Here is a 26,524-nt window from a genome sequence, read left to right on the forward strand (position 1 = left end):
CGGGAGAAGAATGACCAGAAGAGGCGCATGGGATGGCAGGGGGGTTGATACGGAACCGGACTGCTGTGACAGTTGAGAACAGCTTAGGCCAAGGCCCGTACGCCTGTCCGGTGAATGAGAACGTAGGCTGCCCCCATGCCAAAGAAGCGCTCGGGCGGGGGTCTCACCACGACCCAGCAGGCCGCCAAATTCCTCGGTGTCGCCGCGCTCTCCGGAGCTGTCCTGGCAGGAATCGCGCTGCCCGCAGCCGGAGCGCTGGGGCTCGCCGCCAAGGGGACGGTCGAAGGGTTCGACGAGATCCCCTCCAACCTCAAGACTCCGCCGCTCAGCCAGCGGACCACGATCCTGGACAGCGAGGGCGGTGCGATCGCGACCGTCTACTCCCGTGACCGCACGGTGGTCCCGCTCAAGGACATCTCGCCGTACATGCAGGCCGCGATCATCGCGATCGAGGACTCCCGCTTCTACGAGCACGGGGCGATCGACCTCAAGGGCATCCTGCGCGCGATGAACCGCAACGTGCAGACGGGCGGGACCGCGCAGGGCGCGTCGACCCTCACCCAGCAGTACGTGAAGAACGTCTTCGTGGAGGAGGCGGGCGACGACCAGGAGAAGGTCGCGCAGGCCACCGAGCAGACGATCGGCCGCAAGGTCCGTGAACTGAAGTACGCGATCCAGGTCGAGGAAGAGCTCGGCAAGAAGAAGATCCTGGAGAACTACCTCAACATCACGTTCTTCGGACAGCAGGCGTACGGCGTCGAGGCCGCCTCCCAGCGCTACTTCTCCAAGCGCGCCAAGGACCTGGAGGTGGGTGAGGCGGCGCTGCTCGCCGGCATCGTCCAGTCGCCGACCCGGTACGACCCGGTCAACGACACGGAGGAGGCCACCAAGCGCCGCAACATCGTGCTGACCCGGATGGCCGCCACCAAGGCCATCTCGCAGGCCGAGGCCGAGAAGGCCATCGCGGCCCCGATCAAGCTGAAGGTCAGCAAGCCGAAGAACGGCTGCATCACGGCCGTCAGCGGCTCCGGCTTCTTCTGCGACTACGTACGCAAGACGATCCTGACCGACCCCGCGTTCGGCAAGACCGAGGAGGAGCGCACGAAGCTCTGGAACCTCGGCGGCCTGACCATCAGGACCACGCTGGACCCGCGGGCCCAGAAGGCGACCAACGAGGCGGCCACCGCCAAGGTCAGCAAGGCGGACAAGTTCGCGGCCTCCGTGGTGCAGGTGCAGCCGGGCAGCGGCAAGATCCTCGCCATGGGCCAGTCGCGCCCGTACGGCCTGGACCAGAAGCAGAACGAGACCGTGCTCAACCTCGGCGTCAGCAACAAGATGGGCGGCAGCACCTACGGCTTCCAGGTCGGCTCGACGTTCAAGCCGTTCACCGCGGCCGCGGCGCTGGAGAAGGGCATCAGCCCGGCCCAGACGTTCTCCTCGGGCTGGAAGCTCAGCGTGCCGGAGAGCTCCTACCGGACCTGTGACGGGGCTCCCGCCGGAAACCAGAACTGGGACCTCCAGAACGAGCTGGAGTCCGAGGTCGGCACCTGGGACATGACGAGCGCGCTCGGCAAGTCCATCAACACCTACTTCGCACTGCTGGAGCAGAAGGCCGGCCTCTGCGAGACGCTCACCATGGCGAAGAACGTGGGTTACGAGCGCGGTGACGGCAAGGAGATCCTGGAGCGGCCCGCGGCCACCCTGGGAAGCGTCGACAGCACCCCGCTCTCGATGGCGTCCGCGTACGCGACCTTCGCCAACCGGGGCACGTACTGCACGCCCGTCGCCATCGAGTCCATCAAGGACCCGCAGGGCAAGAAGCTCCCCGTGCCCAAGACGTCCTGCTCGCGGGCGATGAGCGAGAAGACCGCGGACACCATCAACCAGATGCTCAAGGGCGTCGTCGAGGACGGCACCGGTACGCGGGCCGGACTGAGCGACCGGGACAACGCGGGCAAGACCGGTACGACGAACGACCGCAAGGACGCCTGGTTCGTCGGGTACACCCCGAACCTCTCCACCGCGGTGTGGGTCGGTGACGACGTCGGCGAGAAGAGCTCGATGTACAACGTCACCATCGGCGGCCAGTACTACGCCAAGGTCTGCGGCGGCTGCCTCCCCGGCCCGATCTGGCGCATCGCCATGACCGGCGCGCTGAACGCGTCGGAGACCCCTTCGTTCAACCCGATCGCTGTCCCCCGGGGCAAGGAGAAGGAGGACAAGGACGAGGAGGGTGACGGCGACGGCGACCGCGACCGTGGCGGCGACCGCGGAGGCGACGGTGACCGCGAGGACAACAAGCCCGGCCGCGGCGACCGGACCCCCGGCATCCAGCTTCCGCCCGGCCTGATCGGCGGGGGCGGCGACGGGGGCCAGGAGGGCGGCGGCAGGTCCGGCCCCTGACGCGTCGGTCACATACAGGAGGGCGCCCCGGTCCGTTCATCGGACCGGGGCGCCCTCTGGTGCGCGATCAGCTGTACGGAATGAGCTGTACGGCTGGGGCGTACGGGCTCAGCTGTACGAGCTCCGCTGTACGGGCTCAGCCCGCGAGGAGCTTCTTCACCGCGGCGGCGACGCGGCCGCCCTCGGCGAGACCGGCGACCTTCGGGTTGACGATCTTCATGACGGCGCCCATGGCACGCGGCCCCTCGGCCCCGGCGGCCCTGGCCTCCTCGACGGCGGACGCCACGATCGCGTTCAGCTCGTCGTCGGTGAGCTGCTTGGGCAGGTACCCCTCCAGCAGCTCGCCCTCCGCCTTCTCCCGCTCCGCCTGCTCGGCCCGGCCGCCCTGGGCGAACGCCTCGGCCGCCTCCCGGCGCTTCTTCGCCTCCTTGGCGATCACCTTCAGCACCTCGTCGTCGGAGAGCTCGCGCGCCGACGTGCCGCTGACCTCTTCCTTGGTGATCGCGGTGAGGGTGAGCCGAAGGGTGGACGAGGTCAGCTCGTCACGCGCCTTCATGGCCGTGTGGAGGTCTTCCTTGAGCTTGGACTTGAGCGTGGTCATGCCGTGATTGTGACAGGTGCGGGCTGTCCGCCGCCCTCCGGTTTTCCACTCCAGGCACCGTGTCTGCGACGATGGACAGATGCGCGCACGCTACGGAGTCCCCCTGAAAGTCACGGCAGTCGGAGCGGCGGTCGGTGCCGCCGGCCTCGCCTACGCCGCCGGATTCGAGGCCCGCTCGTTCCGCCTGCGACGGGTCACCGTTCCCGTACTCCCGCACGGGGCACGTCCGTTGCGCGTCCTCCAGGTGTCCGACATCCACATGGTGAGCGGTCAGCGCAAGAAGCGCGCCTGGCTCCAGTCGCTGGCGGGCCTGCGCCCCGACTTCGTCGTGAACACGGGCGACAACCTCTCCGACCCGGAGGCCGTGCCCGAGGTGCTGGACGCGCTCGGCCCGCTGATGGAGTTCCCGGGGGTGTACGTCTTCGGCTCCAACGACTACTACGGCCCGAGGCTGCGCAACCCCGGCCGCTATCTCCTGGAGAAGCTCCAGGGCAGGCACGGCCTCAACGGCAACGAGCCCGTCGTCGGCGCCGTCCACAACCCGTGGGAGCCGATGCGGGACGCCTTCGACGCGGCGGGCTGGCTGAACCTGTCGAACACCCGGGGCCGGCTCAAGCTGGACGGCATGGAGATCGCGTTCACGGGCCTGGACGACCCGCACATCAAGCGCGACCGTTACGCGGAGGTCCAGGGCGGCCCGGAGACCGGTGCCGACCTCTCCATCGGCGTGGTCCACGCCCCGTACCTGCGCTCCCTGGAAGCCTTCACGGCCGACGGCTACCCCCTGATCCTGGCGGGCCACACCCACGGCGGCCAGCTGTGCATCCCGTTCTACGGCGCCCTGGTCACCAACTGCGACCTGGACACCGACCGGGTCAAGGGCCTCTCCACCCACACGACGGGCACCCACCGCGCCTACCTCCATGTCTCCGCGGGCTGCGGCACCAACCGCTATACCCCGGTCCGCTTCGCCTGCCCCCCGGAGGCCACCCTGCTGACGCTCACGGGGCGGGAGTGAGGGGCGGGCCGCCGCAGGGCCCGGGCCCTGCCTGAGGCTGCGGGGCAGGGGCGGCGGGGCCGGGGGCGGCGGAGAAAGCGGATTTCGCCTCCGGCCGCAGGTGGGCTAAAGTAATCGATGTCGCCGGGAGACCGGTGGGCATCGGGGTGTAGCGCAGCTTGGCAGCGCGCTTCGTTCGGGACGAAGAGGTCGTGGGTTCAAATCCCGCCACCCCGACAGCTGTAAGACCAGGTCAGGGGCCTGATCCGAGAAATCGGATCAGGCCCCTGACTCGTTCCCGGGCCGCCCTGGGTGCCATTCGGGTGCCGGTCTCGGGGTCCGGGTTCCCGTTGGCTCCCGAAGCGGTTCGGCGGTTCGACGATTCGGGGCAACAGCTCTCGTAGGGCGGCCCCGTCCGCGTACGCTCTGGTCGTCCGACGCACCGCGCCGGACGCACGAGGGGGGACCGTGGATCATCTTTTCACCGTCGCCGGCCGGACGGCCACGCCGATATCGCGTACCGGGCTCGCCGCCGAGAGCCTGCTGGAGCGGCAGCACCTTCAGGAGTGGGTGATCGCCCATCCGCAGGTGCTCGGGGAGTCGGTGCTCGTGATCACCGCGGAGTACGACCGGTGGGCCGACACCGACGGGGTGCCGGCGCGGGACCGGCTGGATGTGCTCGGGCTGGACGCGACCGGGCGCCTCGTCGTGGTCGAGCTGAAGCGGGGGACCGCCGACCGGGACGTACACCTCCAGGCGATCACCTACGCCGCCCTGGTGTCCCGCTTCGACCTCGACACCCTCGCCCAGGCGCACCGCGGCTTCCTGTCGCGCAGGGGGCAGGCCCTCGGCATCGACGTGTGCAGGCAGCGGCTGCTCGACCACGTGGACGGGGAGTGGAGCCCGGAACTGCTCCAGCGGCCCCGGCAGGTGATCATCGCCGCCGACTTCCCCAAGCAGGTCACCCACTCCGTGGTCTGGCTGTCGGAGATGGGCCTCGACATCGACCTCGTCCAGGTCGGCCTGTGGCGGGTTGAGGGCAGCGTCGTCGCCGGGTTCACCAAGGTCTATCCGACCCCGGAGGTCGAAGAGTTCACGCTCGCCCCGGCCCGGGTCGAAGGAGAGGCGGCGGCCAAGAAGCTGCAGGAGCGCTCCCGTTCACGGAACGCGGTCCACGTGCTCGTCGGTGCGGGACTGCTGCCCGACGGGGCCAGGCTCCTGATGACACCGCGCCACGGCGTGACGGAGGCCATCCGCGCCGAGATCCGGTCCTGGGTGGAGCAGGACCCCGCCCGGGCGGCTGCCACCTGGACCAACGACACCGCCAAACCGCTGGTCTGGGACGCGGACGGAGCCTCGTACTCCCCCACCGGGCTGGCCAACCACATCTTCACGAGCGTGACCGGTCGCAGCGTGGACGGCATCCAGGGAACGACGTGGTGGGACGTGGACACCACACAGGTGCCCGCCGACGTCGACCCCGGGGAGTGGGCGACGCTGGCGGGGACCGACCTCGCCGCTCTGGCCAGGCAGCTCAACGGCGCCCGTAAGGACTGGAGCGGGCTGCACACCCTGCTGGACGGCGTACCGGCCGGGCGGTGGACCACCTACGGTGACGTGGCGACCATCATCGGCAGCCACGCTGTCCCCGTCGGCCGGCACCTCGGCACCTGCGGCCGATGCCCCAACGCCTGGCGCGTCCTCACCGCCACCGGGAAGGTCAGCCCCGGCTTCCAGTGGACCGACACCTCGCGCACGGACACCGCCGCATCCGTCCTCCGGGACGAGGGCGTGCGCTTCGACGGGGAGACCGCCGACCCGGGCCAGCGGCTGAGCGAGGACGATCTCCGGCAGCTACTCGACGGCTGAGAATATCTCCGGTCGGCGTTGCTGTGACCTACCAAGGCTCAGGGCGTTCATCGGGGGTATCCGGACGTGTGGGAATTTCGCAGGGCCAGGTAAAGAAGGCTGAGTTGTTGGGGCAGGCCCAGCTACCCGAAATTCGCTGCCACAGCCCCTTGCGCGGCTAACCCCCATCTGTGGCAGCCGCGAGGTCCCAACGATAGAACCGCAGGTCAGATGAGGGTTGCGTGGCTAACCCCCTGCTGATCCAAGGTGTCCCTGCCTTCGGGGCAGACCACACGACGACCGTGTGGCAAAAGGACAAAGGATCAGTTCATGGCCAACCAGCGCGCCGCCGACAGACCACCAACGAGGAAGCTGTGTCCGCCCTATGTGAAGATCCGCGTCGGCGGCTTCCGGCTCACCGTTCAACGCCTGCCCGCGCGGCTGTTGACGGCTCTAGGGTTTGTCATCATCACGTACCTGGTCAGCGAGCGTCCCTGGATGCTTTGACCCGAGAGAGGTTGGCCCCACGCTCGTGTGACGTGGGGCCATACCGGAACCTGGTCCTCAGGCATGACGGCACCCCCGGCGCCCAGGGTGACCGGTGCCGTGGAGAGAGGCGCGGACCAGCGAGGTGCGGAGCGGCGGCCCACCCGGGTGAACGACCGGCGCTCCGGCTACTGCGCCCGGCAGGAGACGCTCCTACCCGTACGTCTCCTTCCAGCGCTCCCGGTGCCGACGGTCGCCCTGCCCCAGACCGTTCACCGCGCCGAGCGACGACAGCGAAGCACCGTTGTTCCACAGTCCGAAGTGATCACGATGGACGGCCAGGACATCGTTCTCCGCGGCGAACTTCTCTGCCGGGCCACTGAAGTAGGTGGTGGCCACGAAGATCGCCACGTCGGCCCTGAAGTGCACCCTCGCACCGAGGAGATCCCGGACCTCCCTGCTGGGGATCTTGCGCTTGGGCGCGTACCGCTTGCACTGGATCACCATGCTCCGCCCGTCGGGAAGGTGCCCCAGCACGTCAGCCCCGTTGTCGTGCGAGCCGCCGACCCTCCGCACGTCAGTGCACCCGTCACGTCGGCACAGCTCCACGACGAAGTCCTCGAACTCTGTTCCCGTCATCACGTCGACCTCGGCAAGCGTCCGCTGCCCTGCCCGCACGGCCTCATCGTGCCGCCACTGCCGGTCACCGCCCCTGATGAACCGATCGGTGCGCCATAACCACCACCCGCCACCGCCGACGCCACTGAGAACAAGTGCACCGACGAGATAGGGCCAGATCACGCCCCAGAAGGTGACTGCCACGACAAGACCGAGGCCCCCGGCGGTGGCCCCGATCTTGAGACGCCGCTGCCGACGTCTGCGCGCAGCTGAGATCCGCCCTTTCCGTACCACTGCCATGCCCCTCCTATGTGCTCCGGCACAGCAGGATCAAGGAAGCGGTGCCGAATTATCAGGGCGCCTGTCAGCCAATGGCTGACAGGCGCCCTTCCGCCCGCCCTGTCCAGGCTTCAGCTGCTCACGGAGTCGGGCGGCTGCACTGCCATGGCCTGAATCGCCTTCTTGTCGCCGGTATCGGGGATTCCTACCGTCCCGTTGCATGGACCCCACGGCCTTCGACGTGATCAGGCGTCTCGGTGACCTTCTGACCGTGCAGGTGAACTCATCGCCCGGACTCATCGCCGGAGTAGGGAAAGCAGCCGATGCCGTCGACCGCGAGCGGGCGAAAAAGAAGATCCCGAACGAAGGGCACGGTCCCCGCAAGCCGGACCTGCGCCAGCTGCCCCGGGCCGAGCGTGGTCCCCTGTGGGTGACTCCGTGGGATGTGCTTGCGACATTCGCGCGCGGTACGGCCTTGGCCCGGCAAGGACGGGGCAGGGGACTGGCTGAGCACTGGCAGGGGCTGAAGTACTGCCGCGCCTTCGCCGCCGACCGGCACGGAAGTCTGCGCCTCACCGATGAGGGGAAGGCGCCCGAACTGTCCTATCGGGCCATGCAGGCAAGGGAGCTGGGCCGAGCGTTCGGGCTCGCCGTCGCTGAACGGGCGCTTCGCGAGAGGTATCCGGACCGCCTGATCAGCATCGTCGACGCGGAAACCGCCCTGCTTCCCGGCTTCGCGCGAACAAAGCCGGCCGGGACTCTCGGCGCGAGGCCGAGGCCGGACTTCCTGCTGGAGGCATGGCGTCCCGGTGAAGGCTCCCGAATCTTCGTGGTGACCGTGAACGGCAACCACCAGGCCGTGAAGCCGAAGACCTCCGCAAGCTCTCGTACGACATACAGGCAGCTGGCCCGGGGCAGTGAGCGCGTGGAGCGATTCCATCTGGGTCAGCGGAACGCGACTCCCGCGCTCACGACCTCGACCGAGTTCCTGGCCGCCGCCGGTGTGACCGTGCATGTCCTGCACACGGGGGGAGGTGCCGAGCTTCCCGTACGGCCGGCGTCCGGTGCGGATTCGGCTGATGTGGCCATCGGCCGCCGGGCTCTGCCGTACGTGGACTCCGTGGCCCTCCCCGGGGAACGGGGCGCGGAACGGCACAACGCCTTCTTGATCCCTGAGAAGGAATTCTCGTGGTTCGGCCGCGTCGTCGCCCGGGCGCACGCCGCCGGACAGCTCTCTCTGGCCGGCGGCGGTGGGACTGTCGGCCGGTATCTGATCGACGAGCAGGGCCGCAAGCACTTCAGCGAAACCGCCTACGCCGGGACCGCCAGCGTCCACGACGCGAAAGCCTGTTTCGCCGGGGAGCGGTACGTCGGCACTGACCAGGTCTTCCGTATCAACGGCACACGCGTCGAAGCGTTTTCCGGCGTGGCCGCAGATCTCTACGGCCTGCTCGCGGAGGGCAGGGTGGAGGAGTACCGCCGACGGGCGTACGAACGGCGGAATGACTGGCCTGAGCCGGACGGCATCGACGACTGGGGGGCGAGTTCCATCCGGCCGGACGGCACCGCACTCGCGATCAGGGTGGTGCCGGAGCAGGCATCGCCCGACGACCGTTCCCCGGGCTGACCCGTATACAAGGGTGTTTTCCGGGGGAGAAGCCGACGCCTGCCCCGATCCGTGTCGGCTCGGGGCAGGCCGGGCAGCGGGGCGGACGTCCCTCCTCCGGCGCCGGGCGCGGTGGCCGGATGCCGTCCCTCCATCCCGGCCCTGGCTGTCCCTCCCGACGGCCTGCGTGCCAAAGTCGCTGGACAGACCAGCAAGCGCATACGCGAAGGCAAGGAGCGGCACATGCACAACGGGGGATCGCCGTGGACACTCACCGTGCCCACAGGCGGCGACACACTCCGGCAGGAGCGTCTCACCCGGGATCTGCACGACAGCCTGCGGAGGGAAGCCGATCTCGTCGTCGGCGTCCATGACGCCGACGGACCCTCCGAACCGGGCAGCAAGGGCACAGGCGTCGGTGAGGTGGCTCTCTGGGCCGCCACCACCGCCGCCGTCGCCCGCCCGGCGTCCCAGGTCCTGATCACCCTGATCAAGGAGTGGTGCGCCAAGGAGCGGCACCGCAAGGTCGTGGTCACCGTCGGGGACGACTCCATCGAGATCACCGGTCGTCCGGACGCCGCACAGGAGCGCATGGTCCGGGATTTCCAGGACCGGGTCGCCGGCGACGACGGTTCCGCACCGGATGACGACGCGGCGTGACCCGCTTCCACAAGCGCCGGGCTCTCCTGATCGGCAACGAGCACTACGACGACGGCCGCTTCTCCTCGCTGGCTTCCGTAAGGGCGGACGTATGGGGACTCACCCAGGTCCTGAAGCACCGCAAGATCGGCAACTTCGTCTCCGTACAGACGGAATCCGATCTCGCCGCCGATGACATGCGGGCGGTCATCGGTGAGTTCCTCCAGGAGCGCGAGGAGGACGAACTCGCGCTCGTGTACGTCTCCGGGCACGGGGTGCGCACCGTACGTGACGGCGGCGAGTTCCACTTCGTCGCCAAGGACACCGACTACGACCGGGTGGCCGCGACCGGAGTCAGCGCCGGGTTCCTCAACGACGCGCTGGAGGAGTGCGTCGCACCGCAGAAGATCGTGATGATCGACTGCTGCCGCAGCGGCGGGTTCGCCGTGGGGCTGCGTACGTCGGACCGGCAAGGTGACGGCTCCGTGGCCAAGTCCGGCGAGCGGCCCCCGCTGACGAGCAGGGGCGTGTACGTCCTGTCGTCCTCGCGGGCCGGGGAGGACTCGTACGCGGACGCGGGCGGCGGCGATGATGTGAAGCCGTCGGCGTTCACCGGCGAGGTCATCGAGGCGCTGCGCACGGGGAAGGTCAGCAAGGACAGCGGCAGCGCGGTGACGGTCAGCGACCTGTTCCACTATGTCAACAAGCGTATGCGTGCCCAGGACAGCGGGCGTCAGGTGCCGGTGCAGTCCGCGCTCGGCGTCGACGACCGCATCGTCATCGCGGACAGCCCTTTCGGCCGGGCCCCCATCCTCGATCCTCTGAGTTCTCGGCCCCGGGCGGCCGCCGGAGAAGCCGCACCGTCACCCGCCGTGAAGACCGCTCACGCACAACCCGCCTGGACCCACCTGCTGGACTACTACCGCGAGTGCGTCCTGGCCGAGAGTGCCGAGACGCCTCTGATGGACGTGAGCCGTCAGGGCACGTCGTACGTGTGTCTGGACGGCGCGGAGAGGTTCATCTCCGGCGAGGTCGACGACGACGGCTGCGTCGCGCTCCCCGAGGAAGCGGGCCCGCTGGTGGATTCAGCGGCGGAGGAGGACGCCGAGCTCTGGGCGGGCTATCCGGCCGTGCTCCTCACCGGGCCCCGCACCGGAAGCCCCTGGCGGCAGCCGAAGTTCGCGCCCCTGCTGGTGCGCCGGGTCGAGATCGTCCAGGACGAGGGCGAGGTGCGGCTGAAGCCGTACGGGCCGGTCCAGCCACACCCCCGGTTGGCGCACGACTGGCTGGGCGAGGACGAGGCCAACCAGCTCATCGGCACGTTTCAGCCGTCCTGGCATCGAGGACAGCACGACCGTATGGCGGTGGAGGTACGCAACCTCCTCACCCAGGAGTTCGAGCTGCCGTGCGTACAGGAGCTCCGTCCCGACCAACTCACCGACCACATCGACGTGCGCACACCCGGCCACGGGGCCCGCAACACCGCGGTCCTGTTCTCGGCACGCCCCCGGACGAACTTCACGAAGGGGCTTCTCAACGACTTCGCCGGCATCGCCAAACAGACGGACCAGATCGGAAAGACCGCCCTCGGGGCGCTCGCGCCCGACCCCTCGCAGCGCATCCGATGCCTCGCCCACACAGATCCCGAGCCGACGGGCCTCGTGACTCCGCTGCCCTGCAACGAGGCGCAGAGCTCGGTTCTCCGGTCCGCCATGACCCGTCGCCTCACCGTGGCCACGGGCCCGCCCGGTACCGGCAAGAGCCAGCTGGTCGCCAATCTCGTGGCCACGGCGATCGCGGCAGGTCAGACCGTGCTCGTCGCGTCCACCAACAACGATGCCGTGGACGAGGTCTGGCGCCGCTGCGACGAGCTGGTGCCCGGCAGCGTCGTACGCACCGGCTCGGCGCGGAAGACCGGCAAGAGCAACGCGGAGCACGAGACCGCCGCGCTCCACGCGCTGCGTACCGGCCCGGAGCCGTCCACCACCGTGGCCACGGCAGCCGTGGAGACCAGGCTGGCCGCCGACCGCCTGGCAGAGGTACAGCGGCATCTTGCCCACATCGCCGAGACCGAGCTGAGGCTTCGCCGGGCAGGCGAGGCCCGCGCCCACCACGCGGAACAGCTCGGGATCACCGTCACCGGACTCCAGGAGCTGCTCGGCGGCCCGCAACTGCCGAGGGAGCTGGAGGACAGCGCACGCCGCCGCTCCCGCGCGCGCTTCCTCGGATCGTGGCGCCGATCCCGTTTTCTGCGCAAGGTCGGCCTGGAGGGGTACGCCGGTGATCCCGCCGCAGGCTGCCTCGCGCTCGCCGGGTTCGCCGCGGCCGAGGCGGAATGGCGTGACGGGCGCGAGCACGCGGCCACCGTTGACGACACAGCGCTCACCCGTGCCCTCCGCGATGCGGAGAGCGCCGTCCAGGACGCTGCACGTACGCTCCTCGCCACCAAGGTCCACGCTGCCGCCTGGGCCGGACGCCGCCGCATCAGGGAGCTGTTGACGGCCCGGGAGGGCAAACGCGGCGACTGGCCGCAGCTGGGCAGGGTCCTCGGGCGCTCGGGAACCCCGATGACCGCGCCCGCGGTGGCCGGATGGGCGGTCACCAGCCTCTCCGCCCGGCGTTTCCCACCGGACCCGGCCCTGTTCGACCTCGTCGTCATCGACGAGGCCAGCCAGTGCGCCATTCCCCACGTCCTGCCCCTGCTGTTCCGCGCACGGCGCGCCCTGGTCATCGGCGACCCCATGCAGCTCACGCACATCACGAAGACCAGCCCGCACCGCGAGGCTCTCATCCGGCGCGGGAACGGGCTGCGGTCCGACTGGCTGGAGAAGCACCACCTCGCCTACCGGCGCCACTCCGCCTTCCACGCGGCCGAGCAGTCCGCGGGCGGCACGCTGCTTCTCGACGAGCACTTCCGCTGTCATCCGCATATCGCCGGGATCTCCAACGAGTTCTTCTACGACGGTGGGCTGACCGTTCTCACCGACACCCGTGGCCGTCCAGCTCTGGCCAACCGCTCCGCCGTCATCTGGACGGATGTGGCCGGGCGGGCCGCCCGGCCTCTGTTCGGTGGCTCCTGGGTCAACGAGAACGAGATCCGCAAGGTGCACGACAGCGTCCGCTATCTGCTGGAACAGCTGCCGCCCGAGGCCACCGTCGGTGTCGTCACCCCCTTCACGGCACAGGCCGAAACCCTACGCAAGCGACTGAGCCCGTACGACGAGGAGCGTCTGCGCATCGGTACGGTGCACACCTTCCAGGGCGGTGAACGCGACGTCATGGTGTTCTCCCTCGTCGTCGGCGAAGGTATGCACCCGGGCTCCGTCGCCTGGGTCGGTGAACAGCTGAACCTGTGGAACGTCGCCATCACCCGGGCCCGCAGTCACCTGATCGTGGTCGGGGACAAGAAGCTCTGGCGGAAGCGGGGAGGCGTGGGCGCCGCACTGCTTGAGGCCGCGGAGCGGGACGGCCTGGCCCTGGGAGGCGAAGACGAGGACGTGCTGCTCAAACGCCTGTACCAGGCCCTCTCCTTCGCGGAAGAAGCCACTGTCACGCTGGGGGAAACCGTTCACGGGTATCCCGTGGACGCCGTGATACGCGGCGTCGGCGGAGCTGCCCCCCAACCCGTACTTCTCGATCGGGGAATGGAGGAGAACGGCGACGCGGCACGCCACCTCCGGCTCATGCTGCACCGCCGGAATCTGCTGGGCAGCGGTGACGGCGCAGTCGAAGCTGCGCGTTGGCCGGCCTGGCGGCTGTACGACACCGACGAGCAGCGGGGGTGACCCCTTCGGGCGTTCCGACGATGCGGCGACGTGCCACCACCAGACGCGGTCCGCTGCCGCCCAGGCCCTGGACCGGGTGAGCGGACCGCGGGCTGGAGCTGGCCCATGACGTATGTCGCCGCTTCGTCCTCGGCCCGCTGCGGGGCCCTGCGCACCTGCCGCTGGATCTGCTCGCACTGCAACGCGACCGCGGTGAGCGAGCAGCCGCACAGATCGTGCAGGTCGCGGGCGAAGCGCAGCCGTTCACGGTCGACCGCCCGCATGCCGAACAGGGCCCGGCCACCCACCATGTGGGACACCACCGAAGTGAGCCCCTGCACCGGAGCCTCGCCGAACGCGACAACGAGAGGCCCCAGAAGTGCCACCGGCGCGGTAAAAGCGACCCACGCCTGCGGCACCGGAGTGATCAGCAGCACCGTGGCGGTGAAGGAGCCGGGAATCCCGACCCAGGCGCCCTGGAAGAAGCAGGACGGGCGCCCCCTTTCGCTTCACAGCTGATGCTACGCCGCAGCCTTGCGTCGCTCACGGAGCAACGACGTTTGAACGCAGCGGAGTTGACCTCGCAGTGCGACATCCGCGCCACCCGGGCTTCCCCCAACCACCTTCCTCTTCAAGGAAGTTCAAGCTCTCGGCCCCACTTAATTTTCTTAGTAACGCAGTAAGCTACAGAATTATGGACTTCACTGTTATCAAGCATGCCGTCGAGGTCGACCATGGCATCAAACGCTTGTCCATGAGCTTCATCAAGAAGCACGCTGCTCCGGAACGAGCCCGGCTCAGCGCCGAGTTGTGCGGCGAGATCAGCGAAGAGTTCGAGAAGATCGGGCTGACCACCCTGCCGCGGACGCTGCCGACAGACACCCGCGAGTTCGTCTGGATCATCCAGCGCAGCAGTGTCCTCGGTGAAGTCACCGCTATCGCAGCCGTGTTGGCGCAACTGGACAAGATCGGGATGAGTCCCCTCCCTCAGGTATTCGACAACTACCCACAGGCCAAGAACAGTCTGGCGTGACTACCGCCAAGGGCTGACACAAAAGGGCCTATCGCCGTACAGCCCGCACATCAGCAGACGTATCTCTGCCTCCTCGGTCGGAGACCGACCCAAGAATGAACGAACACAGGGTCAGTCGGTGTGTACTGTCACTCCAACCGGCATCGAGGGCATGACTCATGACGCACAGTCAGCCAAGTCGGTCGGCCACGCCTGACGGCAGTCACACGCAAGGAGTCCTGATGAGCGATGGCGACGGCGCATCCATCACATCTCGGCCGGAAGACCGGAAGGCCGGAAGTCGCGAAGCATGTGGACGCATGGGTGATCTTCCCGGCGGCCAACCCCCTCACTCGGCGAGCATTACCGCATCTCGGTAGACCTGTCAAGGGGTATGTGCTACTCGCACAGCAGACCCGACCCCCGGCTTCTCAGCTGCCGGGACAGCGATACGCCACTCAACTCTCCTGGGAAACTGGCCAGTTCCCCGCCCCACCCGTCGTTCAGCCGAAGTCGCACTGCTCCTGACACCTGCGGAGCTCGCGGCGTACGTCGCATACCAGCACCGGCTCCACCGAGACGCGCGCCACCTGCCACCCTGGCTCGCGCCGGAACCTCCTTGGGCGGGCACGAGCGCCTCGGAGGACATTCCGACCTGACGACGCGGTCGGCGACCCGTGCGCCCCATCGCCCTTCCGTCATGGCCCACGCAGGCCACCCTCAACACATCGGAGACCCCGCCCCATGACCACAGGCAGTCCCGGCCCCCTCTCCCTCGACATCGTCTGGGGAGATGAGCCGATCCGGGTGACCAACATTCCGCCCCGCCTCCCCGCCGACTCGACCGACAGCCATGCCGAGGGGGTGACCGCGGCGGGCCGGGCCAATCCGAGCACGTGGCTGCCGGACACCGCGTGGGGTGCGATAGCACGTGCCACAACGGGCGCCGCGGCGCTGGCGGTTCAGCTCAGCCCGACGCCGGAGGAGCCTTCGGGGCTCCTGATGGTGGAGAACGTCGAAGGGGCGACGCTGCGGTCGGCCGTCACCCGCGTCCTGCTGAACGAGCTGTACCCCGGGCCCCAGCCCCGTACCGGCACGAAGGTCTCGGAGGTGTCCGACCCGCAGGTGCAGGGCGTCACCCACGAGGGCCGCCCCGGGGCGACCGTGCAGTACCGCTACGAGAACCTCGCCCATCTGCGGAACCACGTGTGGCAGACCATCCACGCGACGCTGTCGATCAACAGTTACGCGTCGTCCATCCTCACCCGCTCCGTCACCCGCAACCTGATCACCCACCCCGCCGAGATCACGTTCGAGGACGGTACGGAGTCGATCCACCTCCTCGTCGTACGGGACGGGATCACCCGGCTCGCCAGCGCCTGGGCGGTACTGGCCGGGCACGGTGCCGACCCCACCGAGGTCGCCTACCTGGCCACCGACGCCCTGCTCGGCAAGGCAACCGGGGCAGGGACGAGCGCGGAGCCCGGCCTCGGGCAGCGGCTGGCCTCCGGCCGCGCCCAGTGGCGGCAGGAGCTGCGACAGGAGTTCCACGACGAGATGGCGGGGGCGGCGCCCGGCCTCCGGGCCGCTCAGATCGCCCAGACCTACGTCGTTCCCGCGCAGATCGCCGTCGGGATCGAGGGGCACGAGGGCCGGGCGCTCTCCGCCGAGGACATCTTCGACGACGCCATCCGTTCCGTACTGGCCTCCGTACACGTCGAGTTCATGCCGTGGGACGAGGCGGCCAAGAACGTCGAGGTGATCACCCGCGCCCTGAAACGGATCATCCAGCAGGACGACCCGCGCTGGAACACGGCCGAACTCCAGGCGGTGTACGGCCTTGCCGTCGGCCGTATCCCCGTGGCCGATCTCCCCCGGACGTTCGGGGGCGCCACGCCCCCTCCCGGGACCGCTCTGTGGCGTGCCGTCTACCTGGTCAACGCCCTGACCCGGCCGGATCTGCTGGAGAGTCTCAAGGATCAGGCCAAGGCCATCAAGGGCGGCCAGCGGATGGGGATGAAGGGGTTCGGCGAGCTCCTGGGGCCGGTCATCGACCTTCCGTGGCGGGCGAGGAAGAAGCTCGTCACCAAGCAGGCCCGCAACGCGTGGAACAACGGCGGTGTGCTGGTGAAGGGCATCACCGAGGACTGGACCCCGCGGCCCACCGACGACTTCACCGAACTCATCGCCCCGGCGATGGACGGCGACGCCGACGCCCGCCACACCCTGGCGGTGGCCGGTGGAGTGGCGCTGATCGCCGACAAACTCCTGACCAGGAACGTCGGTTCCTCCCTGGGTCCCACAAGGGAGAAGGGCGGCGTCCCCTTCCGCTCGGACGTGCACAAGGTCGTCGAAGGGTTGTCACAGCCGACGAACGAGCTCGGCCTGTGGACCCTCGCATCGGCCGCCAACACGTTCCGCGGTGAGGCTCTGCCGCAGAACTCCGTACCCCGGCAGAGCCTCACCGGCAAGGAGCCGGCCCCGTCCGACGAGCGGCCGTACGTGTACTTCAAGGTCGATCTCGGCGCCCCGGACCGTATCGCCCGTGACGCCGATGGGGTGCCGGTGCCGCTGTACGAGTGGGACGTCGTCGCGGCCTCGGAACCGGAGCGCGCGGCCCAGGCGGCACCGGCGGTACGGCCTCCGGCCCCGGCGCCGTCCTCGCCCGGCGACCCCGCCTTCACCAGCACGTCTCCCGGCGAGGTGCCTGCGCCCACCGGCCCGGTGGCGGGGCTGTTCTCCCACAGCACCGAGGACGCGCCGCCCCCGGCCCCTGTCCCGGCCCCCCGCGCCGACGACGCTCCGGTACCTCCCAGCCAGCGCGCCGCCGCGCACCGCAGGGCGCTCCACCTCGGCGTGCAGGGCGCCCGGGACGCACTCGACCATCTGCACTCCCTGGAGCCGGAGGTCGGGGACCACACCCCCACCGTCCCGGTGGACCAGCTGGACGAGCTCCACAAGCTGCTGGTCGGCATCCTGACCGACGTGGAGAACCTCCGGCGCAGGACGGTGGAGACCCACGGTTCGGCGGAGGACACCCCGGAGCCGGAGGAGTCCCAGGAGCAGGAGGAGCCTCAGGCGGTCATCCTGGGCTGACCGGCCGAAGCGGACCGGCGCCGACCCCTCGCACACGGGTCGGCGCCGGTTCACTTCGGCTTCGGACGGATGCCCGGCTTCCGAGGGCGTACGCCGTCGGTACCGGTCGTCGGCTCAGGCGCCCGCGCCCCCGAAGCGCGCCCGGTAGGACTCCAGGTCGTCTTCCGTGATCTTCGCGAAGAGGACCGGCGGGACGGTGAAGGCCGTGCCGGCCGGGACGGTGTCCAGGGACTTCGCCTGCTCGGCGGTCACCCAGGTCGCGGTGTCGTCCGGCAGGGCGAAGGCACCGCGCATGGTGGTGGCCGAGGCCGGGATGAAGGGCTCGGAGACGACCGCGTACAGGTGGATGAGGTTCATCGCCGTCCGCAGGGTCAGGGCCGCGCCCTCCGGGTCGGTCTTGATCTCCAGCCAGGGGGCCTTCTCCTCCAGGTAGGAGTTGCCCGCCGACCACAGGGCCCGCAGTGCCGCGCCGGCCTTGCGGTACTGGAGGGCTTCCATGTGCTCCTCGTACTCGGCCAGGAGGCGGGCGATCTCCTCGCCGAGTCGCGTCTCCGCCTCGCCTGCCGCGTTCCCCGCGGGGACCTCGTCGCCGAAACGCTTGCGGGAGAAGGAGAGCACGCGGTTGACGAAGTTGCCGAGGGTGTCGGCCAGGTCCTTGTTGACCGTGGCGGCGAAGTGCTCCCAGGTGAAGGAGGAGTCGTCGGACTCGGGGGCGTTGGCGATGAGGAAGTAGCGCCAGTAGTCGGCCGGCAGCGTCTCCAGGGCGGCGTCGGTGAAGATGCCGCGCTTCTGGGAGGTGGAGAACTTCCCGCCGTAGTACGTCAGCCAGTTGAAGCCCTTGACGACGTCGACCTTCTTCCACGGCTCGCGTACGCCCAGCTCGGTGGCGGGGAACATCACCGTGTGGAACGGGACGTTGTCCTTGGCCATGAACTGGGTGTAGCGGACGGTGTCGTCGGCCTCGTACCACCACGACTTCCAGTCGCGGACCTCACCGTCGGGGGCGGCGTCCGACCACTCCTTCGTCGCGCCGATGTACTCGATCGGGGCGTCGAACCAGACGTAGAAGACCTTGCCCTCGGCCGCCAGCTCCGGCCAGGTGTCGGCCGGGACCGGAACGCCCCAGTCCAGGTCGCGGGTGATGGCCCGGTCGTGCAGGCCCTCGGTCAGCCACTTGCGGGCGATGGAGGACGACAGCTGCGGCCAGTCGGCCTCGTGCCGGGCCACCCATGCCTCGACCTCGTGCTGGAGCTTCGACTGGAGCAGGAAGAGATGCTTCGTCTCGCGGACCTCCAGCTCCGTGGAGCCGCTGATCGCCGAACGCGGCTCCAGCAGGTCGGTCGGGTCCAGGACGCGGGTGCAGTTCTCGCACTGGTCGCCGCGCGCCTTGTCGTAACCGCAGTGCGGGCAGGTCCCCTCGACGTACCGGTCGGGGAGGAAGCGGCCGTCGACCGGCGAGTACACCTGGCGGATCGCCCGCTCCTCGATGAAGCCGTTCTCCTTCAGCTGCCGCGCGAAGTGCTGGGTGATCTCGACGTTCTGCTGCGAGGAGCTGCGCCCGAAGTAGTCGAAGGCCAGCTGGAAACCGTCGTACACGGCCTTCTGGTCGTCGTGGGCCTGCGCGCAGAACTCGGCCACCGAGAGCCCGGACGCCTTGGCGGCCAGCTCGGCGGGCGTCCCGTGCTCGTCGGTCGCGCAGATGTACAGGACGTCGTGACCGCGCTGGCGGAGGTACCGGGAGTACACGTCCGCCGGAAGCATCGACCCGACCATGTTGCCCAGGTGCTTGATCCCGTTGATGTAGGGAAGCGCGCTGGTTACCAGGTGTCGAGCCATCCTTGGATGCTCCATTTCGTCACTACGGCGCCGGGCGCGGTGCCACGGCTGGGCCGGATCGGGAGGGCGCAGCGGGCGGCGACCGCGTGGAGCGGGCAGCTGCGAACCGCCGTAATCGTATGGCAACCGGGGGCCTGCCCGGCGAGGCGTTTATCCCTCGGACGGGCGGGGCCTTGCTCCTCGGACGAGTGGGGGCCTCACTCCTTGGACGGGCGAGGTGGGGCGCCTTGTCCCTCGGGTTATCCCTCGGGCAGGCGACAGCGGGCGTCGGGTTGGGCCGTTCGGTGGGAATCGGCTTCGGGGGGCGGGGGTCTCGCTGCCCTTCGCGGGGGTGGAATCACCGGTGGGGCAGCGGCGCCCAGGGGCACGATATTCCCTTCAACTTGCCTCTACCTCCACCTAGTTGAGGGTTTATCTACGCGCGGAGCATCCACCCCCGATCGATCATCCGGGCATATCAGACGACTTCTCGCACGGGCATTACCGGCGGGTACCGCGAGCTGCTAGACACGGCATCGCTCCCTTCACCCCCCACCCCCCACACTTCGAAGGATCGGCAGCCATGTCCGTACGCAGAATCTGGGCATCCCTCTCCACCCTCGCACTCGCCGCCGTGGCCGCTCTCGGTGTCGCCGGTACCGCCGTCGCGGCGGACTCGGCATCGGCGGGCGGGTATGTCGCGCTCGGCGACTCCTACTCCTCCGGCGTCGGCGCCGGGAACTACCTCCCCGACAGCGGCGACTGCCGACGCAGCGCCAACGCCTATCCGCAGCTGTGGGCGGCGGCGAACTCCCCCGCCTCGTTCGCCTTCGTCGCCTGCTCGGGCGCGACCACCGCCTCCGTCGCCAGTGGCCAGCTCGGGGCGCTGAACGCGTCCACCGCGCTGGTCAGCGTGACGGCCGGAGGCAACGACGTCGGGTTCGCCTCTGTCATGCAGGACTGCGTGCTGGGCAGCGAGGCCACCTGCCTCAGCAGCGTCAACGCCGCCGTCGAGAAAATGAACAACTCCCTGCCGGGCAGCCTCGATGCGCTGTACGGGAGCATCCGCGCCGGAGCCCCCGCCGCCCAGGTCGTCGTCCTCGGATACCCCCGCTTCTACCAGCTCTCGGGCAGCTGCATCGCGGGGCTGACCGAGGCCGAGCGGGCCGCGATCAACGACGCGTCGGACGTACTGAACGGGGTCCTCGCCAAGCGGGCCGCCGATGCCGGGTTCACCTTCTCCAGCGTCGTCGACGAGTTCACCGGGCATGAGCTGTGCTCCGGCGACCCCTGGCTCCACAGCGTGACCGTTCCCGTCCAGAACTCCTACCACCCCACGACCGCGGGCCAGTCGGGCGGCTACCTGCCCGCCTTCCGGTCGGCGGTGTAGCAGACGAAGACGCGCGTACGCGTACGGAGTACGGGGGCGGCTCACCGGGGGATGGCCGGTGAGCCGCTCGCGCGTGTGACGGAGCCCGGTGGGGCGGTAAGTCGGCTGGGCGGTGGGACGGTGGGTCAGTAACGCTCCACCAAGTGCTCGCGGCCCGCCGGGGGTTCGTACGACTCCGGCCAGAAGTCCGTGACCCCGTCGATCAGGCCCTGCTCGTCGAAGGTGAAGAAGTGGATCGCGTGCAGCTGCTCCGGGCCGACCGTGACCTCGGTCCGCGCGGCGGCCTGCCGGCCCTCCGCGTCGGCGACGATCCGCTCGATCCGTACGTGCCAGTCGCCCGGATACTCCTGGTTGAACCGGAGATAGCGCTCCTTGCCGTGGATGCGCTCCCGGGTCTGCGGCAGCTCGTACACCACGTCGTCGGCGAGGGTCGCCGCGAAGGCGTCCCAGTCGCGGGTGTCGGCCGTCGCCCAATACGCTTCCACCGCCGTGCGCAGGGCGCGCGCGCCGATGGTTTTGCCCGTCGTCTCGGTCATGGGGACAAGTCTGTCCCCCACCACTGACAATCGCCCGCAGAACCGCGCTGACCTGCCCTGATGCCTAACGCACCGACGGGCGCGACGCCTTGAGCGAGTACATCAGCGGGATGCGCGGCCGGTCCGCCGGGAAGCGGTAGTGACCGTCCGGATGGCGCTCCAGCGTGCCGAAGCGCGGGAAGAGCGACATATCGTGCTCGTGGAGAAACTCGATCCGCAGACCGGCCGCCGCGAGCGCCGTCACCACCTCCCCCACCGGGTGCTGCCACTCGACGCTGCGGTTGTGCACGGTCGGCGCGTCGAAGTCGGCGTACGTCCCGGGCGTCTCGTCCACCCATGCCTCACGGCTGAAGTAGTCGTGCGTGACGACCGAGCCGGTCCCGTCGTCCAGCGTGTCGGTCAGGGGGTGGAACTCCGCCAGGTAGAGGAAGCCGCCGGGCGCGACCAGCGAGGCCGCCGTCTCGGCCCAGCGCTCCATGTCGGGCAGCCAGTTCAGCGCGCCGACGCCCGTGTAGACGATGTCGTACGAGGAGTCGGGGACGGCCGTCGGGGCGTCGTACACATCGGCCGCCACGAACGCCGCGCGGTCGGGGCCCAGGCCCAGCGATTCCGCGAGGCCCCGGGCGGTCTCCACGGCGGGCTCCGAGAAGTCCAGGCCCACCACCTGCGCGGCGCCGTGCCGCGCCCAGGACAGGGTGTCCAGGCCGATGTGGCACTGGAGGTGCAGCAGGGTCTTTCCGGTGACGTCACCGACCTCCGCCAGCTCGAACGGGCGCAGGGCGTCCTTCCCCGCCCGGAACGCCTCCAGGCCATAGAAGTCGCTCGCCGCGTGTATCGGGACCCGCTCGTCCCAGCGTGCACGGTTGGCGTCCTGCCAGTCGTCCGGAGTCGGGGAGTACATATCCGGAAAGTTACCCACGGGACGGGAAGGGCGCGAGCGGTTATCCACAGGCGGAGGGGCCCGGTCATATCGCGGAGGGTCCGGTCATATCTTCGTAAGGGGGTTGTGGACGGGCTGCTCCGGTCGGGCGGGGGATCGGGTTGGATGGAGGGCATGAGCGAATCAGAGAACGTCTCGACCATGCCGGAGTGGGAGCAGCGATTCCGCGCACCCAGGGTGTCCCTGCCCGACTGGGCCGAGGACGCGCCGGACCGCTCGCTCTTCGTCTCCAACGTCACCGGGACCTACGAGCTATACGCGTGGGACCGGTCGAACGGGCGGCAGCGCCAGGTGACCGACCGGCCCAACGGGACCACCGACGGTGTGCTGACGCCGGACGGTGAGGCGATCTGGTGGTTCAGCGACACCGACGGCGACGAGTTCGGTGTGTGGATGCGCCAGCCCTTCGGGGGCGGCGAGGACGAGCCCGCCGCCCCGGGGCTCGCCCCCTCGTATCCGGCGGGCCTCGCCATCGGGCGGGACGGGGCCGCCGTGATCGGCCGCTCCACCGACGAGGACGGGACGACCGTCCACCTCGTACCGGCGCCCGGCGGCGGCGAGGCCGTCGAGATCTACCGGCACCGGGAGTCCGCGGGCGTCGGGGACCTCTCCCACGACGGGACGCTCATCGCCCTGGAGCACACCGAGCACGGCGACGCCATGCACTCCGCGCTCCGCGTGGTGCGCCCCGACGGCTCCACGGTGGCCGAGCTGGACGACACCGAGGGCGGCACCAAGGAGCTCGGGCTCGCCGTCCTGGGCTTCGCGCCGGTGGCCGGTGACACCCGGCTCCTCGTCGGGCACCAGCGCCGGGGCCGCTGGGAGCCGATGATCTGGGACCCGGTCGCGGGCACGGAGACCCCGCTCCCCGTCGAGCTGCCCGGTGACGTGGGCGCCGAGTGGTATCCGGACGGCTCCGCCCTGCTCATCGAGCACAGCTTCGAGGCCCGCAGCGAGCTGTGGCGGTACGAGCCGGGGGCCGCGGCGCCCGTGCGGGTGGAGACCCCCGCCGGGACGGTCTCCGGTGCCACGGCCCGGCCCGACGGCACCGTGGAGTACCTCTGGTCCTCGGCCGCGCAGCCGCCCGTGGTGCGGTCGACCAGCGGTGCGGTGGTCCTGGACCCGCCGGGCGCCAAGGCCCCGCCCTCGGTGCCCGTGGAGGACGTGTGGGTGGAGGGGCCCGGCGGCCGTATCCACGCCCTCGTGCAGCGGCCCGCCACCGGGGACGGGCCCTTCCCCACCGTCTTCGACATCCACGGCGGCCCGACCTGGCACGACAGCGACGCCTTCGCCTCCGGCCCGGCGGCCTGGGTCGACCACGGCTTCGCCGTCGTACGGGTCAACTACCGCGGCTCCACCGGTTACGGCCGCGCCTGGACGGACGCGCTCAAGCACCGGGTCGGCCTGATCGAGCTGGAGGACATCGCGGCCGTACGGGAGTGGTCGGTCGCCTCCGGGCTCGCGGACCCGGAGCGGCTGGTCCTCGCCGGGGGCTCCTGGGGCGGCTATCTGACCCTGCTCGGCCTCGGCACCCAGCCCGACGCCTGGGCGCTGGGGCTGGCGGCGGTGCCGGTCGCGGACTACGTCACGGCGTACCACGACGAGATGGAGGCCCTGAAGGCAATGGACCGCACGCTGCTGGGCGGCACGCCGGAGGAGGTGCCGGAGCGGTTCGAGGCATCGTCGCCGCTGACGTACGTCGACGCGGTGCGCGCCCCCGTCTACATCTCGGCAGGCGTCAACGATCCGCGCTGCCCCATCCGTCAGGTGGAGAACTACGTCGACCGGCTGGCGGCGCGCGGCGCGGTGCACGAGGTCTACCGGTACGACGCCGGGCACGGCTCGCTCGTGGTCGAGGAGCGCATCAAGCAGGTGCGGCTGGAGCTGGAGTTCGCCCTGAAGCACCTGGGGGGCGGCGACGTCCAGGGAAGGGGCGGCGTGCCGGAGGCGTAAGAGGCGGATAAAGGGGCGACCCCGCTCCGGAGGGCCGGAGCGGGGAACCGTACCTTGGAGGGGTGTACCGGTTCCTGCTGACCCCGCGATGGTGGGGGATCAACCTCTTCGTCGTGCTGGCCATCCCGTTCTGCGTGTTCATGGGCACCTGGCAGCTCGGCCGCTTCGAGGACCGTGTGCAGTCGCACGAACAGGCGACGAAGCAGCCCGATCCGAGCACCCGGGCCGCCGAACCCCTGGACGAGCTGCTGCCCGTCGACAAGGTCACCTCCGGCCGTCCCGCCATCGCGACCGGGACGTACGCCGACCAGTTCCTGGTCCCCGGCCGTGAGCTGGACGACCGGCAGGGCTTCTACGTCCTGAACCTCCTGCGCACCGACAGCGGCAAGGCCCTGCCCGTCGTACGCGGCTGGCTGCCCGGCACCGCGGGCAGCGTCCCCGTACCGGCCGCGCCGGAGGGCGAGGTCACGGTGACCGGGGACCTTCAGGCATCCGAGAACGTGAACAGCAACGGCGTGAACTCCCGGGGCGGGCTCCCCGAGGGCCAGCTCGGCATGATCAGCGCCGCGACCCTGGTGAACCTGGTCGACTACGACGTGTACGACGCCTGGGTGACGCTTCCGGAGACGGAGGCGGGCGGTACGGGCGGCGCGATGAAGCCGGTGCCCGCCGCCGCTCCGCAGGGCAGCGGCCTGGACCTCAAGGCGTTCCAGAACCTCGGGTACACGGGCGAGTGGTTCGTCTTCGCGGGCTTCGTGCTCTTCATGTGGTTCCGGCTCGTCCGCCGCGAGGCCGAGACCGCCCGCGATGTCGCTCTCGGGCTGGTCGCGGAGGACGCGAGCGCGGAGAGCGCCGACGCGGAGAGCGCTGGTGCCGACGCGGGTGCCTCGGAGCGCCTGGACTCTTCGGAGGCCCCGGAGTCCCCGGAGGTCCCGAAGCCGACGGAGACCGTCCCGGCCGCGGAGCCCTCGGAGACCGCGAACCGTCCGTAGCCCTGGCCCTAGGGCGCGTCCGGCGGATCTTGACCGGGTCCGCGTCCTGATCCGCCGGACACGCCCTAGCCGTCGCCGGTGGCCTCCGGGGCGCCGCCCTCGTACCCCCGTTCCGGTCCGTCCGGTACAGGGGTACGGAACGGTCTACGAGGCGGGGAGGACGCCCGTCCGGTAGATCGTGCCCGAGCAGGCGTTGTCGATCTTTGTCTCGGCGGTGGGCGCGCCCGTCTCCGGCGTGTGGGTCACCGCGATGCTGCCCTCGGCCGTGCCCCCGCCGTCCCGGGTCAGCGACTGCGTGTCGGTGCCGGACTGTCCGGAGCCCTCGCCCGTCGTCCCCCCGGTGCCGTCCGGCGAGGGGGTGGGGCTGGGCGAGGGGGGCGCGGTCGGACAGGTGTCGGCCGGCACCCAGGCGAACTGCACCTCGTACGCCATCGACGGCTTCAGCAGCACCGTGCCCGGCTCCTGCGAGGGGTCGGGCAGGCCGGGGGCCGCGTCGCCGCCCATGTGCTGCACCACGGTGATCTTGAGCGGGTCGGCCGCGCCGAGGGCGGTGAAGCCGACGGTGCCGTTGCTGCTGACCGTGCACTCCGCGCCGGACACGTTGGCGATCCTGAAGCTGCCGTACACCGTGCCGTCGGCGCCCGGTGCGCCCGCTCCCGCAGAGGCGACGCCGAGCTGGCCCGGGTCGCAGACCGGCAGGGAGGCGAGCTCCTCGGGCGGGGGCGTGGAGGCCCCGCCGCCCGTCGTGGCGCCCTCCGGGTCCTTGTCCGTGCTCGACGAGGGGCTCCGGGAGGGGTCCGGTGCGCCGGAGCCCTGCCGGCTCTCGCGGTCGGTGGGCTTCACGGGCCGGTCGCCCGGCGCCTCGGGGCCGGGCTCCTCACCGTTGCCGCCCTGGGCCTGCTCGCCGTGACCGGCGATGGCGGGGAGCGCGGTGGAGGGGCCGTCCGAGTCCGCTACATGCACGAAGGCCGGGACCGCGGTGCCGATCAGCAGCGCCGCCGCCACCGCGCCGACGGCGGCCTGCCGACGGCGGGCACGGCGGGCGGGCACGGCACGTTGCAGATGTTCGAGGGTCCTGTCGGAGGGTTCGAGGCCGCCCACGGCGCCGTGCAGCATCCGGCGCAGGACGACCTCGTCCAGCTCACCGTCACCGCCGGAGCCACCGGGTCCGTCGCCGGGCCCACCGCCGGAGCCACCGGGTCCGTCGCCCGGGCCCCGGCCACCGCCCGTACCGGAGCCGTCACCGCTCCCGTGCCCGCCGCGGCCGCCCGCGAAGAGGTCCGTCAGCGTGCCGGTGAGATCCTCCTCGGCACCTGCCGCCCCTTCCGCCTCGGCACCGCTGCCGCTGCCGCCGTCATCCGTACGAGCCCCACGCTCCGCCCGCGCGGATGACGGCCCGGGTTCCCGGCCCTCCTCCTGCTCGGGCTGTCCGCCGTCGCCGTGCGGACCGTCCGGTCGGTCCGGGTCGGTGTGCGGAGTCTTCTCCGGCCCGTGGTTCACCATTCCGTTTCCCGTCGGGTCGTTCTCGTGCCTGTGCTCGTGGCGGTGC

General features: G+C 70.2%; 19 protein-coding genes and 1 tRNA gene. 12 read left to right on the forward strand and 8 right to left on the reverse strand.

Annotation, left to right across the window (positions count from 1 at the left end):
• Positions 1-135 precede the first annotated feature (135 nt).
• Positions 136-2,403 carry a penicillin-binding protein gene (locus tag B7C62_15070; protein ARF73437.1) on the forward strand — a complete coding sequence of 756 codons (2,268 nt, stop codon included), beginning with the start codon at positions 136-138 and terminating at the stop codon, positions 2,401-2,403.
• 136 nt (positions 2,404-2,539) lie between these two features.
• On the opposite strand, the gene B7C62_15075 is transcribed toward B7C62_15070, so the two are convergent.
• Positions 2,540-3,004 (reverse strand): glutamyl-tRNA amidotransferase, encoded by a 465-nt coding sequence (locus B7C62_15075; GenBank protein ID ARF73438.1) that lies wholly within the window; start codon positions 3,002-3,004, stop codon positions 2,540-2,542.
• Between the two features lie 79 nt (positions 3,005-3,083).
• Here B7C62_15075 and B7C62_15080 point away from each other — a divergent pair, with 79 nt between their 5' ends.
• Positions 3,084-4,022, forward strand: coding sequence for a metallophosphoesterase (locus B7C62_15080; protein ARF73439.1), 939 nt, complete (start codon positions 3,084-3,086; stop codon positions 4,020-4,022).
• 142 nt (positions 4,023-4,164) lie between these two features.
• A tRNA-Pro gene (locus B7C62_15085) sits at positions 4,165-4,238 on the forward strand.
• Here B7C62_15085 and B7C62_15090 read toward each other — a convergent pair.
• Complete coding sequence (locus B7C62_15090; GenBank protein ID ARF73440.1) at positions 4,220-4,444, reverse strand: hypothetical protein; 225 nt, start codon at positions 4,442-4,444, stop codon at positions 4,220-4,222. The genes B7C62_15085 and B7C62_15090 overlap by 19 nt on opposite strands.
• A 25-nt stretch (positions 4,445-4,469) precedes the next feature.
• Here B7C62_15090 and B7C62_15095 point away from each other — a divergent pair, with 25 nt between their 5' ends.
• Positions 4,470-5,870 carry a DNA-binding protein gene (locus tag B7C62_15095; GenBank protein ID ARF73441.1) on the forward strand — a complete coding sequence of 467 codons (1,401 nt, stop codon included), beginning with the start codon at positions 4,470-4,472 and terminating at the stop codon, positions 5,868-5,870.
• Between the two features lie 678 nt (positions 5,871-6,548).
• Here B7C62_15095 and B7C62_15100 read toward each other — a convergent pair.
• Entirely contained in the window at positions 6,549-7,253 is a 705-nt protein-coding gene (locus tag B7C62_15100) for a restriction endonuclease (protein ARF73442.1), read from the reverse strand.
• Positions 7,254-7,452: 199 nt separating this feature from the next.
• Between B7C62_15100 and B7C62_15105 the strand changes: the two genes are divergently transcribed.
• The 3 genes from B7C62_15105 (at position 7,453) to B7C62_15115 (ending at position 13,262) form a co-directional block, all read left to right on the forward strand.
• Entirely contained in the window at positions 7,453-8,859 is a 1,407-nt protein-coding gene (locus B7C62_15105; protein ID ARF73443.1) for a hypothetical protein, read from the forward strand.
• Positions 8,860-9,081: 222 nt separating this feature from the next.
• Positions 9,082-9,498: a hypothetical protein gene (locus tag B7C62_15110; GenBank protein ID ARF73444.1), complete on the forward strand. Its 417-nt coding sequence runs from the start codon at positions 9,082-9,084 to the stop codon at positions 9,496-9,498.
• The gene (locus B7C62_15115; GenBank protein ID ARF73445.1) at positions 9,495-13,262 is read left to right on the forward strand and encodes a hypothetical protein; all 3,768 of its coding nucleotides are present in this window, start codon (positions 9,495-9,497) and stop codon (positions 13,260-13,262) included. The genes B7C62_15110 and B7C62_15115 overlap by 4 nt, the downstream gene beginning before the upstream one ends.
• Here the strand turns inward: B7C62_15115 and B7C62_15120 are convergent.
• Positions 13,046-13,678, reverse strand: coding sequence for a hypothetical protein (locus B7C62_15120; protein ID ARF73446.1), 633 nt, complete (start codon positions 13,676-13,678; stop codon positions 13,046-13,048). The two genes, B7C62_15115 and B7C62_15120, sit on opposite strands and share 217 nt — an antisense overlap.
• A 257-nt stretch (positions 13,679-13,935) precedes the next feature.
• On the opposite strand from B7C62_15120, the gene B7C62_15125 reads away from it, so the two are divergent.
• Positions 13,936-14,274 (forward strand): hypothetical protein, encoded by a 339-nt coding sequence (locus B7C62_15125; protein ARF73447.1) that lies wholly within the window; start codon positions 13,936-13,938, stop codon positions 14,272-14,274.
• Between the two features lie 723 nt (positions 14,275-14,997).
• Complete coding sequence (locus tag B7C62_15130; protein ID ARF73448.1) at positions 14,998-17,349, forward strand: hypothetical protein; 2,352 nt, start codon at positions 14,998-15,000, stop codon at positions 17,347-17,349.
• A gap of 114 nt (positions 17,350-17,463) precedes the next feature.
• Here B7C62_15130 and B7C62_15135 read toward each other — a convergent pair whose 3' ends face one another.
• On the reverse strand, positions 17,464-19,185 hold the full coding sequence (locus B7C62_15135; GenBank protein ID ARF73449.1) for a methionine--tRNA ligase: 1,722 nt from the start codon (positions 19,183-19,185) through the stop codon (positions 17,464-17,466).
• A 562-nt stretch (positions 19,186-19,747) separates the two neighbouring features.
• On the opposite strand from B7C62_15135, the gene B7C62_15140 reads away from it, so the two are divergent.
• A complete protein-coding gene (locus B7C62_15140) occupies positions 19,748-20,554 on the forward strand; it encodes a lipase (protein ARF73450.1) in 807 nt (268 codons plus the stop codon).
• Positions 20,555-20,679: 125 nt separating this feature from the next.
• On the opposite strand, the gene B7C62_15145 is transcribed toward B7C62_15140, so the two are convergent.
• A complete protein-coding gene (locus B7C62_15145) occupies positions 20,680-21,039 on the reverse strand; it encodes a hypothetical protein (protein ARF77177.1) in 360 nt (119 codons plus the stop codon).
• A gap of 115 nt (positions 21,040-21,154) precedes the next feature.
• A complete protein-coding gene (locus B7C62_15150; protein ARF73451.1) occupies positions 21,155-21,991 on the reverse strand; it encodes an SAM-dependent methyltransferase in 837 nt (278 codons plus the stop codon).
• A 144-nt stretch (positions 21,992-22,135) separates the two neighbouring features.
• On the opposite strand from B7C62_15150, the gene B7C62_15155 reads away from it, so the two are divergent.
• Together B7C62_15155 and B7C62_15160 are read left to right on the forward strand one after the other, a co-directional pair.
• Positions 22,136-23,983 carry a S9 family peptidase gene (locus B7C62_15155; protein ARF73452.1) on the forward strand — a complete coding sequence of 616 codons (1,848 nt, stop codon included), beginning with the start codon at positions 22,136-22,138 and terminating at the stop codon, positions 23,981-23,983.
• A gap of 62 nt (positions 23,984-24,045) precedes the next feature.
• Positions 24,046-24,975, forward strand: a complete 930-nt coding sequence (locus tag B7C62_15160; protein ID ARF73453.1) for a hypothetical protein — start codon at positions 24,046-24,048, stop codon at positions 24,973-24,975.
• A gap of 144 nt (positions 24,976-25,119) precedes the next feature.
• On the opposite strand, the gene B7C62_15165 is transcribed toward B7C62_15160, so the two are convergent.
• Positions 25,120-26,475: a hypothetical protein gene (locus B7C62_15165; protein ARF77178.1), complete on the reverse strand. Its 1,356-nt coding sequence runs from the start codon at positions 26,473-26,475 to the stop codon at positions 25,120-25,122.
• Between the last annotated feature and the right edge of the window lie 49 nt (positions 26,476-26,524).

The sequence above is a fragment of the Kitasatospora albolonga genome, assembly GCA_002082585.1.
Taxonomy (GTDB): domain Bacteria; phylum Actinomycetota; class Actinomycetes; order Streptomycetales; family Streptomycetaceae; genus Streptomyces; species Streptomyces stephensoniae.

Excerpts from the sequence above, each read along its gene's own strand:
- B7C62_15070 (ARF73437.1), top strand. The coding sequence starts at position 136 with ATGCCAAAGAAGCGCTCGGGCGGGGGTCTCACCACGACCCAGCAGGCC.
- B7C62_15075 (ARF73438.1), bottom strand. The coding sequence starts at position 3,004 with ATGACCACGCTCAAGTCCAAGCTCAAGGAAGACCTCCACACGGCCATG.
- B7C62_15080 (ARF73439.1), top strand. The coding sequence starts at position 3,084 with ATGCGCGCACGCTACGGAGTCCCCCTGAAAGTCACGGCAGTCGGAGCG.
- B7C62_15100 (ARF73442.1), bottom strand. The coding sequence starts at position 7,253 with ATGGCAGTGGTACGGAAAGGGCGGATCTCAGCTGCGCGCAGACGTCGG.
- B7C62_15105 (ARF73443.1), top strand. The coding sequence starts at position 7,453 with ATGGACCCCACGGCCTTCGACGTGATCAGGCGTCTCGGTGACCTTCTG.
- B7C62_15110 (ARF73444.1), top strand. The coding sequence starts at position 9,082 with ATGCACAACGGGGGATCGCCGTGGACACTCACCGTGCCCACAGGCGGC.
- B7C62_15125 (ARF73447.1), top strand. The coding sequence starts at position 13,936 with ATGGACTTCACTGTTATCAAGCATGCCGTCGAGGTCGACCATGGCATC.
- B7C62_15130 (ARF73448.1), top strand. The coding sequence starts at position 14,998 with ATGACCACAGGCAGTCCCGGCCCCCTCTCCCTCGACATCGTCTGGGGA.
- B7C62_15135 (ARF73449.1), bottom strand. The coding sequence starts at position 19,185 with ATGGCTCGACACCTGGTAACCAGCGCGCTTCCCTACATCAACGGGATC.
- B7C62_15140 (ARF73450.1), top strand. The coding sequence starts at position 19,748 with ATGTCCGTACGCAGAATCTGGGCATCCCTCTCCACCCTCGCACTCGCC.
- B7C62_15150 (ARF73451.1), bottom strand. The coding sequence starts at position 21,991 with ATGTACTCCCCGACTCCGGACGACTGGCAGGACGCCAACCGTGCACGC.
- B7C62_15155 (ARF73452.1), top strand. The coding sequence starts at position 22,136 with ATGGAGGGCATGAGCGAATCAGAGAACGTCTCGACCATGCCGGAGTGG.